The sequence below is a fragment of the Flavobacterium sp. genome (genome assembly GCF_023151265.1).
Lineage (GTDB): Bacteria > Bacteroidota > Bacteroidia > Flavobacteriales > Flavobacteriaceae > Flavobacterium.
Window position 1 is genome coordinate 16274 of record NZ_JAKLJH010000079.1, and the last position, 11043, is coordinate 27316.

Below are 11043 nucleotides of genomic sequence, written 5' to 3' on the forward strand. Positions count from 1 at the left end.
TTTATTTCAAAATATCCTTAATAATCATCAAATGATGTTCGGTGTGCAATACTAAAAAGTTCTCCGTTTCCTTCTTGTTTAAAACCCCAAAATAAGGATGCGGAAAATGTACATTCGCATCTAAACCTTTCCAGTTTTGTAAATGCTCTTTTACTTTTTCTAAATTCAGAGCCAAAATTTCTTGATTAATTTCACCTTCAGGTCTTACGATTTTTGGAGCTCTTGCTTTTCCTCTCGGAAATTTTTTAGCAATACTTAAAAATAAAAAGCGTTTAAAATTAAAATGCCATTGGTATTCCGACGGATTCGAATGTTTACAAGCCATAACAATTTGGTCAATTGTTTTTAAACTATGCGCAATATGCCAACCCACGCTTCCCGAAGAAACCGCTAAATTCACTTTATCAAAAGATGTAATATTCGATTGTAATTGATCTAAAAGCTTATGTAATTCTTGCATAATGTTCTTTCTTAATAATTTTCCTCTTTCGTCACTTCGAGTGTTTTGTATTTGTAAATCCTTAGATTTATAAATACAAAATGTATCGAGAACTATAGAAACGTTTAAAACCTATTACTCTTTAAATTTAAACGTCCAAAACAAAATTCTACTCACTTTATTCCCATGTTTCATTTCTGTAATTTGGTATGTAGCTTTTACTTTTTTAAGATGCGAAAGCAACGGTTTCAAATTATCTTTTTTAGAAACTAACGAAGAAAACCATTTGCATTGCTGTTTGAAATGCACACTTTCATAAATCATATTGCTAATGAAAGTCAATTCGCCACCTTCGCACCAAAGTTCGGAATTTACGCCACCAAAGTTTAAGGTTGGTTTTTTCGAATCTTCAATGCCTAAGTTTTTATTTTTACGAATCGTGCCTTTGTTTGCTTCTTCTTTCGAACTATGGAAAGGCGGATTACAAATCGTCATATCAAATTGATCTTCTGGAAGAATGATATTTTTAAAGATATTACGTTTTGAAGTTTGCAATCGCAACGTAACGTTTTCTTTTAATTTCTGATTCGAATTGATATTTTCCTGAGCCGCTTCAAAAGCTTGTTTGTCAATTTCGCTACCCACAAAACGCCAATCGTATTCTGCAACACCAATAATCGGATAAATACAATTCGCTCCAATTCCGACATCTAAAATGCGAATTTTATGCTTGGTTTGAATTGTTCCGTATGTGTCTTCTAAAACATCGGCAACTTGATGAATGTATTCCGCACGTCCTGGAATAGGCGGACAAAGGAATCCTTTTGGAATGTCCCAATTTTTCAAACCATAAAAAAGCAACAACAACGCTTTGTTCAACATTTTCACCGCATCAGGATTTGCAAAATCAATGGTTTCGGTTCCAAATTCATTCACCGCAACAAATGGCGCTAAATCAGTATTCGCTGCAATTAAAGTTCTAAAATCGTATTTGCCGTGATGTTTGTTTTTCGGATGAAAGCCCGTTATGGTTTTGGTTGTATTCAAGGTATTGTTTTTAAAGTGTAAAGGTATTGAATTTTAGGGATAATAAATAATTGTGTTTTAGGAAGGTTATTCGTTTTGATTTAAATTTCTTATATTTGAATTGTTACAATTATAGAATTTTATGTATGTGATTATATGAATGCGTTAGACATAATTTTTGCCAAAACCAAACTTAAAAAAAGAAAACCCTCAAATAGATGAAAATATTTATATCTCATTCTTCCGCAAATAAAGATTACGGTAATGCATTAGTTGAGTTGCTCAGAGGAATTGGAATAACTGAAGATGAAATAGTTTTTACAAGTAATACTGCTTATGGAATTCCAATAGGGCAGAATATATTTAATTGGTTGAAATCTCAAATTACCGAGAAACCGTTTGTAATATATTTACTTTCAAAAGAATATTATTCAAGTATTGCATGTCTGAATGAAATGGGCGCGGCATGGATAATTGAAAATGAACACGCAATGTTATTCATTCCTAATTTTGATCTTTCAAGTAAGGAGTTTAGAGAAGGTGCTATTGACCCAAGAGAAATTGGCTTTTATATAAATGACGAGGAAAGATTACTGTCATTTATCCAACACTTAGAAGCATATTTTAATATTTCAAAAAAATCAGTTATTATTAATCAAAAAGTTAAAAAGTATTTATCTGAAATTGAATCCATAGTTAGTGAATCTTCGAATGCAACTAATCCTCTTAAGTTACCAACAACTGATAAACTGAAAGAAGTTCAGGTCAAAACTCCTGTTATCAATGAAAATAATATTGAGAAAACAACCAATGGATTAAAAAAGGAGATTGAAAATAATGATGATTTATATTCAAAATTTTTAAATGATATTTTGTCTGGGAAATTAAAAGATGAGGAATTAATCTTAATTCATTATTTAAATGATACTGGTCGAGGTAAACTTATGATTGGTTGGCAAGAGCATATTGAGGTTAGCAATATTAAAGATTGGGAGGATATTAAAGAAATTGATAATATTTTGTCTAACAAATATGAATCTGCGGTTAGAAAAATTGGATTAAGAGGTTTCACAGAAGTTTCTGCAGTAACAAGTGGAGGAAATGCTAAAGAAGTTAAATTAAAAGCTGAAATTGAATCAAACATTATTGATTTGCCGAAAGAAATTCTAGATTTTATAACATCATATTTGAAAAAAATCCCAGCAAAGCCGAAGAAAAATTTGTGGGAAGATGAAGGATTACCATTTTAAAAGAATAAACCCGATAGCGCGGAATTGCATTCCGTGCCCACAATCAAAACCACACCAAATAAAAAACCCCGATTTTCATCGGGGTTTAATATATAAGTAAGATAAACTGAGTTAGACGTAATTATTTAATTTTGTTAACGATAGCTGTGAAAGCAGCTGGGTGGTTCATAGCTAAATCAGCAAGAACTTTACGGTTCAATTCGATGTTGTTAGCTTTTACTTTCCCCATAAATTGAGAATAACTCATACCATGTAAACGTGCACCAGCATTGATACGCGTAATCCATAAAGCACGGAAATTTCTTTTGTTTTGTTTTCTATCACGGTAAGCATAAGCCATTGCTTTTTCTACCGCGTTTTTAGCTACAGTCCAAACGTTTTTACGTCTTCCAAAGAAACCTTTGGCTTGTTTTAATACTCTTTTTTTTCTAGCTTTAGTAGCTACTGAATTTGTTGCTCTTGGCATAATTTTAAATGTTTTTTGCAGTAAGGCGGTTTCTCAACACTTATAAACTTCGTACTTTGTATTTCATACTTCGTACTTCGTTCAGCCCACTCCAGGGTTACTAAATTGTTTTAACCAACAACGATTAAATTAAATTTAATTGTTGTTTAATGCTTCTCTCATCTGTTGGGTGAACCAATGTAGAGTGAGTTAAAGCTAATTTACGCTTTTTAGATTTTTTAGTCAAAATGTGACTTTTAAAAGCGTGTTTTCTCTTGATTTTTCCAGAACCAGTAACTTTGAATCGTTTCTTAGCACTAGATTTTGTTTTCATTTTAGGCATTTTCTTCCTGTATTTATAATCTATCTTACTTATTATTTTTCAAAAGAGTTTGCTGGGCAATCTCTTATTTCCCTTTTTTCTTTGGAGCAATGTACATAATCATACGTTTTCCTTCTAAAACTGGCATCGCTTCAACTTTTCCAAACTCTTCCAATTCTTGAGCCAAACGTAATAATAAAATTTGTCCTTGCTCTTTGTAGATAATCGAACGTCCTTTAAAGAATACAAATGCTTTTAATTTAGCACCATCTTGTAAAAATTTAAGGGCATTCTTTTTCTTAAATTCATAATCATGCTCATCTGTTTGAGGTCCAAAACGAATCTCTTTAATTACAATCTGAGTAGATTTTGCTTTAAGTTCTTTATCTCTCTTCTTTTGTTGGTACAAAAACTTACCATAATCCATCAATTTACAAACGGGTGGCTCAGCATTTGGAGAAATTTCTACCAAATCAACTTCTTGCTCTTCAGCTAAACGAAGGGCTTCCGCTATTTTGTAAACTCCAGGCTCAATGTTTTCGCCTACTAAACGTACTTCAGGTACACGAATCAAATTGTTGATACGGTGCGCTGCTTTTTTCTCTTCGCGAGGTTGAAAACCTCTGTTGTTTCTAATTGCTATGGCTTTAAGATTTTAGTTAAACTTAAAATTGTTTTAATGTTTTATTGATTTCTTCGTTTATCATTGCAGCAAATTGCTCAATAGTAACCGATATATTTCCTTTTCCTTCTTGTCCGCGTTGTCTAACAGAAATCGTTCCGTTTTTCTCTTCTTCCTCGCCAACAATCAGCATAAACGGATATTTATTCATCTCCGCTTCTCTAATTTTCTTCCCGATTGTTTCATTTCGGTTGTCAATTAGGGCGCGAATTTCGTGATTTTCTAGCAAATCTAAAACTTTTTTCGCATAATTTTCATATTTCTCACTCAAAGACAAGATTATAGCTTGCTCTGGCATCAACCAAATTGGGAAATTTCCTGCCGTGTGTTCCAATAAAATAGCGATAAAACGTTCCATCGAACCAAAAGGCGCTCGGTGAATCATAACAGGGCGATGTAACTTGTCATCTGCACCTTTATAAGACAATTCAAAACGCTCTGGTAAATTGTAATCTACCTGAATGGTTCCTAATTGCCAACTTCTACCTAAAGCATCTTTTACCATGAAATCCAATTTCGGACCATAGAAAGCCGCTTCACCAGCTTCAATCACATAATTCAATCCTTTATCTTTCGCTGCACTGATAATTGCATTTTCTGCTTTTTCCCAGTTTTCAACGCTACCTATATATTTATCCGGATTATCTAAATCACGAACCGAAACCTGAGCTGTAAAGTTTTCAAATCCTAACGAACCAAAAACGTACAATACTAAGTCGATTACATTTTTGAACTCCGCATCCAATTGATCAGGTGTACAGAAAATATGCGCATCATCCTGAGTAAATCCTCTAACACGAGTCAATCCATGTAATTCACCCGATTGCTCATAACGATACACTGTTCCAAATTCAGCATAACGTTTTGGTAAATCTTTGTACGACCAAGGTCTTGCATTGTAAATCTCACAGTGGTGTGGACAGTTCATTGGTTTTAACAAGAACTCTTCGCCTTCCGCCGGAGTATGAATCGGTTGGAAACTATCCGCACCATATTTAGCATAGTGTCCAGAAGTTACATACAAGTCTTTCATTCCAATGTGTGGAGTTACTACTTGTTCGTAACCTGCTTTCTTCTGTGCTTTTTTCAAGAATTGCTCTAATCTATCGCGTAAAGCAGCTCCTTTTGGTAACCATAAAGGTAAACCTTGACCTACTTTTTGTGAAAAATGGAACAATTCTAATTCTTTTCCTAATTTTCTATGGTCACGGCGTTTTGCTTCTTCTAATAATTCTAAGTAATCCGTTAAGTCTTTTTGTTTTGGGAACGAAATTCCGTAAACACGCGTTAACTGTTTGTTTTTTTCATCACCTCTCCAGTAAGCACCCGCCACTGATAAAATTTTCATCGCTTTGATAATTCCTGTATTCGGAATATGACCACCACGGCACAAATCAAAGAAATTCGAATGATCGCAGAACGTAATAGTTCCGTCTTCTAAATTCGAAATCAATTCGGTTTTGTACTCATTATTTTTATAAACCTCCAATGCTTCCGCTTTTGAAACCGGACGCATTTTAAATTCATGCTTCTCTCTTGAAATTTCTAACACACGATCTTCAATCTTTTTGAAATCGGCATCCGTAATTTTTTTATCACCAAAATCTACGTCGTAATAAAAACCATTATCAATCGCAGGTCCAAGTGTTAATTTAATTCCAGGGAAAATTTCTTCCAAAGCTTGCGCCATCACGTGCGAAGTCGAATGCCAAAAAGCTTTTTTACCTTCTTTGTCATTCCACGTATATAATATAAGTGTACCGTCCGTCGTTAAGGTCGTCGTCGTTTCAATAGTGGTACCATTATAGGAAGCCGAAATCACGTTTCTAGCCAAACCTTCACTAATGCTTTTCGCAACATCCATCGGAGTAACTCCTTGAGCCATCTCCTTAACCGACCCGTCGGGTAAAGTAACTTTTATCATTTTTTAAAATTTATAAGTTGCAAATATAAACCATTAATAAAATCCATACAATATATATAAGGTATAATGTTAAAAAAGATTAGAAGCACACGTTTCGCATTCCATAAAGACTTTTAGTCCCGCTGTCCGCTACAATTTTTTTTGCCATGTTATATTTAAGTGAATTCGAAACAAGGCAAAAAAAGATTTCCACTCCCATCGGGGCTATTCAAGACGTTTGGTATTCCAGATAACCATTCCACTGGCTCGCGAAGCGAGCACAAATCCCTCGCACCGCGAGCTGTCATTCCGAAAAAGAGGAATCTCTTGCGTAGCAGGTTATGGCTTAACGCAGTTAAGCCCACAACTGAAAACGGAATCACACTATTATATATGTAGGAGTAATTCCCCCTTCGAAGGGGGCTAGGGGGATGTAACCACAATATTTGAAAAACTTCACTATTCAAAATTCGTTACCCGAGAGCTTTGCTCGAACTGGCGAAGTAATCCTCATTCAAAATTCAAGCAAATAATACCTCATTAAATAATCCCCCTCGCCCCTGCGAGTTGTCATTCCGCAGATTAGGAATCTCCTGCGCAGCAGGCTACCGCTTAACGCAGTTAAGCCCACAACCTGAAACTTGAAACTTGAAACCATACATATATAGTATAAAACAAAATAAACGAATCCTTCTTAGAAAGCATTCCCCCTTCGAAGGGGGTTAGGGGGATGTAAAAAACTTTTCTATATTAAATCCTTGTTATCAGCATGTTAAGAAAAACATGAAAAAAAAGACAAAAAAAAGATTATAAAAGGCTTGTGGTTACGGAAAAGATTATTAGAGCAGAAGTTCACACACAAACTGAAGATTAAACAAATCAAAAAAACTTTAAAAAAAGTTGAAAAAAGATTTGGATAATAAAAAGTAAAGGTAGTATCTTTGCCGACCCGAAACGAAAGAATCGGAGCGTACAAGTTCTTAAAAATATTGGGTAAGTGGTCGAGAAAAAATAATCAAAAAATTTTTTCAAAAAAGCTTGCCAGATTAAAAAAGAGTTGTACTTTTGCACCCGCTAACTGAAACAGTGGCGATGTAAAGACAAGTTACTAACTTGTCTCAAAAAAACAAAGAATGACACGTTCATAGACATATTGAATTGACAGCACAAAATTACAGCGATGTAATTTTGAAAATAAGAGAGAGTAAGATTTTTCGAGTAAATTGAAAACAACCTAGCGACTTGAATCGAATAAAACAAGATAGAGCAATCTATCAAACAATATACGATGAAGAGTTTGATCCTGGCTCAGGATGAACGCTAGCGGCAGGCCTAACACATGCAAGTCGAGGGGTAGAACACTTCGGTGTTTGAGACCGGCGCACGGGTGCGTAACGCGTATGCAATCTACCTTATACAGGGGAATAGCCCAGAGAAATTTGGATTAATGCCCCATAGCATTACGACTTGGCATCAAGATGTAATTAAAGTTCCAACGGTATAAGATGAGCATGCGTCCCATTAGTTAGTTGGTAAGGTAACGGCTTACCAAGACGATGATGGGTAGGGGTCCTGAGAGGGAGATCCCCCACACTGGTACTGAGACACGGACCAGACTCCTACGGGAGGCAGCAGTGAGGAATATTGGTCAATGGTCGCAAGACTGAACCAGCCATGCCGCGTGCAGGAAGACGGTCCTATGGATTGTAAACTGCTTTTATACAGGAAGAAACCCTCCCACGTGTGGGAGCTTGACGGTACTGTAGGAATAAGGATCGGCTAACTCCGTGCCAGCAGCCGCGGTAATACGGAGGATCCAAGCGTTATCCGGAATCATTGGGTTTAAAGGGTCCGTAGGCGGTCTTATAAGTCAGTGGTGAAAGCCCATCGCTCAACGATGGAACTGCCATTGATACTGTAAGACTTGAATGCTTAGGAAGTAACTAGAATATGTAGTGTAGCGGTGAAATGCTTAGATATTACATGGAATACCAATTGCGAAGGCAGGTTACTACTAAGTGATTGACGCTGATGGACGAAAGCGTGGGGAGCGAACAGGATTAGATACCCTGGTAGTCCACGCCGTAAACGATGGATACTAGCTGTTCGGAGCAATCTGAGTGGCTAAGCGAAAGTGATAAGTATCCCACCTGGGGAGTACGCACGCAAGTGTGAAACTCAAAGGAATTGACGGGGGCCCGCACAAGCGGTGGAGCATGTGGTTTAATTCGATGATACGCGAGGAACCTTACCAGGGCTTAAATGTAGATTGACAGGACTGGAAACAGTTTTTTCTTCGGACAATTTACAAGGTGCTGCATGGTTGTCGTCAGCTCGTGCCGTGAGGTGTCAGGTTAAGTCCTATAACGAGCGCAACCCCTGTCGTTAGTTGCCAGCGAGTCATGTCGGGAACTCTAACGAGACTGCCAGTGTAAACTGTGAGGAAGGTGGGGATGACGTCAAATCATCACGGCCCTTACGTCCTGGGCCACACACGTGCTACAATGGTAGGTACAGAGAGCAGCCACTGCGCGAGCAGGAGCGAATCTACAAAACCTATCTCAGTTCGGATCGGAGTCTGCAACTCGACTCCGTGAAGCTGGAATCGCTAGTAATCGGATATCAGCCATGATCCGGTGAATACGTTCCCGGGCCTTGTACACACCGCCCGTCAAGCCATGGAAGCTGGGGGTGCCTGAAGTCGGTGACCGCAAGGAGCTGCCTAGGGTAAAACTAGTAACTAGGGCTAAGTCGTAACAAGGTAGCCGTACCGGAAGGTGCGGCTGGAACACCTCCTTTCTAGAGAAGATTTGACCGTTAGGTTTTAGTTGAAAGGAAGATATTACTCTCGCTGTTAATTTAAAAAATAAGAATAAGCAAAGAAAACAGAGTCTCGTAGCTCAGCTGGTTAGAGTACTACACTGATAATGTAGGGGTCGGCAGTTCGAGTCTGCCCGGGACTACTTTTTTAAGCTTGTTTGAAGGAAATTCTGGAAGTTGGGATTCATAATTCGTAATTCTGAATTCATAATTCTGAGTTCAAATTGGGGGATTAGCTCAGCTGGCTAGAGCGCCTGCCTTGCACGCAGGAGGTCATCGGTTCGACTCCGATATTCTCCACGATTCCGAAAGGAAAACCGTTCATTGACATATTGAGATAAAATACATTTAAAAAGTAGAAAGTACAGTAGAATCGTAACATGTTACGATTTTATTAAAGAAAGTCCTAGTTTTATTATATAAAATTAGGCGGCACATAAGCAAAATAAGGGCGTATGGGGGATGCCTTGGCTCTCAGAGGCGATGAAGGACGTGATAAGCTGCGAAAAGCTACGGGGATTGGCACACACGAATTGATCCGTAGATATCCGAATGGGGCAACCCAATGCATTGAAGATGCATTACCCGATAGGGGGCAAACCCGCTGAACTGAAACATCTAAGTAGGCGGAGGAGAAGAAAACAAAAGTGATTCCGTAAGTAGTGGCGAGCGAACGCGGATTAGCCCAAACCAATGTTGTTACGGCAATGTTGGGGTTGTAGGACCACGACATTCTATGCGGATTGAACCGGAATAACCTGGAAAGGTTAACCAAAGAGGGTGATAGTCCTGTATGGGTAAGAGAAGATATAGATAGTGGTATCCTGAGTAGCGCGGGGCACGTGAAACCCTGTGTGAATTTGGCGGGACCATCCGCTAAGGCTAAATACTCCTGAGAGACCGATAGTGAACCAGTACCGTGAGGGAAAGGTGAAAAGAACCGTGAATAACGGAGTGAAATAGATCCTGAAACCATACGCTTACAAGCGGTCGGAGCCCTTTCGTGGGGTGACGGCGTGCCTTTTGCATAATGAGCCTACGAGTTACCGTTGCTGGCAAGGATAAGCACTTCAGGTGTGGATCCGTAGCGAAAGCGAGTCTGAATAGGGCGCTTTAGTCAGTAATGGTAGACGCGAAACCGTGTGATCTACCCATGGGCAGGATGAAGCTGTGGTAACACATAGTGGAGGTCCGAACCGGTTGACGTTGAAAAGTCTTCGGATGACCTGTGGGTAGGGGTGAAAGGCCAATCAAACTCGGAAATAGCTCGTACTCCCCGAAATGCATTTAGGTGCAGCGCTGGGTATAAGTTATATAGAGGTAGAGCTACTGATTGGATGCGGGGGCTTCACCGCCTACCAATTCCTGACAAACTCCGAATGCTATATAATGTTTACCAGCAGTGAGGGCATGGGTGCTAAGGTCCATGTCCGAGAGGGAAAGAACCCAGACCATCAGCTAAGGTCCCCAAATGTATGCTAAGTTGAAAAAACGAGGTTTGTCTGCCCAGACAGCTAGGATGTTGGCTTGGAAGCAGCCATTCATTTAAAGAGTGCGTAACAGCTCACTAGTCGAGCGGACGAGCATGGATAATAATCGGGCATAAGCATACTACCGAAGCTATGGATTTGAAAAGAAAATGTAGGCATAAGTAACGATAATGCGGGCGAGAAACCCGCACACCGAAAAACTAAGGTTTCCGCAGCTATGCTAATCAGCTGCGGGTTAGTCGGGTCCTAAGGCGAACCCGAAAGGGACAGTCGATGGCCAACGGGTTAATATTCCCGTACTACTTATAATTGTGATGGAGAGACGCAGTGGTGAAAGTACCGCGAACTGACGGAATAGTTCGTTAAAGCACTTAGCTATAGGCCCGGTAGGCAAATCCGCTGGGACTGGTGAAATGCGATAGTACTCAGAGTCTTCGGACAACGAGATAGTGTACCTAAAGGCTGCCAAGAAAATCTTCTAAACTTAGATTATAAGTACCCGTACCGTAAACCGACACAGGTAGTTGAGGAGAGAATCCTAAGGTGCTCGAGAGATTCATGGCTAAGGAATTAGGCAAAATAGACCTGTAACTTCGGGAGAAAGGTCGCCAGCAGCAATGCTGGCCGCAGTGAAAAGATCCAGGCGACTGTTTATCAAAAACACAG

The 11043-nt window shown here is 38.9% G+C and carries 7 protein-coding genes, 2 tRNA genes and 2 rRNA genes; 5 read left to right on the forward strand and 6 right to left on the reverse strand.

Going from position 1 to position 11043, the window contains the following annotated elements:
- Position 1: 1 nt before the first annotated feature.
- A complete protein-coding gene (locus L6Q46_RS08565) occupies positions 2-460 on the reverse strand; it encodes a DUF1569 domain-containing protein (RefSeq protein ID WP_291283956.1) in 459 nt (152 codons plus the stop codon).
- 114 nt (positions 461-574) lie between these two features.
- Positions 575-1486, reverse strand: a complete 912-nt coding sequence (gene rlmF, locus L6Q46_RS08570; RefSeq protein ID WP_291283957.1) for a 23S rRNA (adenine(1618)-N(6))-methyltransferase RlmF — start codon at positions 1484-1486, stop codon at positions 575-577.
- A gap of 197 nt (positions 1487-1683) precedes the next feature.
- Between rlmF and L6Q46_RS08575 the strand changes: the two genes are divergently transcribed.
- Complete coding sequence (locus L6Q46_RS08575; protein WP_291283958.1) at positions 1684-2715, forward strand: toll/interleukin-1 receptor domain-containing protein; 1032 nt, start codon at positions 1684-1686, stop codon at positions 2713-2715.
- A gap of 121 nt (positions 2716-2836) precedes the next feature.
- Here the strand turns inward: L6Q46_RS08575 and rplT are convergent, their stop codons facing one another.
- From rplT to thrS, 4 genes are all read right to left on the reverse strand, one after another.
- On the reverse strand, positions 2837-3181 hold the full coding sequence (rplT, locus tag L6Q46_RS08580) for a 50S ribosomal protein L20 (RefSeq protein ID WP_026726128.1): 345 nt from the start codon (positions 3179-3181) through the stop codon (positions 2837-2839).
- 124 nt (positions 3182-3305) lie between these two features.
- Positions 3306-3503 (reverse strand): 50S ribosomal protein L35, encoded by a 198-nt coding sequence (gene rpmI, locus L6Q46_RS08585; RefSeq protein ID WP_194097101.1) that lies wholly within the window; start codon positions 3501-3503, stop codon positions 3306-3308.
- 64 nt (positions 3504-3567) lie between these two features.
- Positions 3568-4119: a translation initiation factor IF-3 gene (gene infC / locus L6Q46_RS08590; protein WP_262510486.1), complete on the reverse strand. Its 552-nt coding sequence runs from the start codon at positions 4117-4119 to the stop codon at positions 3568-3570.
- 28 nt (positions 4120-4147) lie between these two features.
- Positions 4148-6088: a threonine--tRNA ligase gene (gene thrS, locus L6Q46_RS08595; RefSeq protein WP_291283959.1), complete on the reverse strand. Its 1941-nt coding sequence runs from the start codon at positions 6086-6088 to the stop codon at positions 4148-4150.
- A 1264-nt stretch (positions 6089-7352) separates the two neighbouring features.
- Between thrS and L6Q46_RS08600 the strand changes: the two genes are divergently transcribed.
- The 4 genes from L6Q46_RS08600 to L6Q46_RS08615 all read left to right on the forward strand — a co-directional run.
- Positions 7353-8866: ribosomal RNA gene (locus L6Q46_RS08600) — 16S ribosomal RNA — on the forward strand.
- Positions 8867-8956: 90 nt separating this feature from the next.
- Positions 8957-9030: transfer RNA gene (locus L6Q46_RS08605), tRNA-Ile, on the forward strand.
- 83 nt (positions 9031-9113) lie between these two features.
- Positions 9114-9187 (forward strand) — tRNA-Ala (locus tag L6Q46_RS08610).
- A 135-nt stretch (positions 9188-9322) separates the two neighbouring features.
- A 23S ribosomal RNA gene (locus L6Q46_RS08615) occupies positions 9323-11043 on the forward strand; the annotation flags it as partial.

Bases quoted from the DNA above. Each gene is read 5' to 3' on its own strand.
- L6Q46_RS08575 (WP_291283958.1), top strand. From the start codon at position 1,684: ATGAAAATATTTATATCTCATTCTTCCGCAAATAAAGATTACGGTAAT.
- rplT (WP_026726128.1), bottom strand. From the start codon at position 3,181: ATGCCAAGAGCAACAAATTCAGTAGCTACTAAAGCTAGAAAAAAAAGA.
- L6Q46_RS08565 (WP_291283956.1), bottom strand. From the start codon at position 460: ATGCAAGAATTACATAAGCTTTTAGATCAATTACAATCGAATATTACA.
- rpmI (WP_194097101.1), bottom strand. From the start codon at position 3,503: ATGCCTAAAATGAAAACAAAATCTAGTGCTAAGAAACGATTCAAAGTT.
- thrS (WP_291283959.1), bottom strand. From the start codon at position 6,088: ATGATAAAAGTTACTTTACCCGACGGGTCGGTTAAGGAGATGGCTCAA.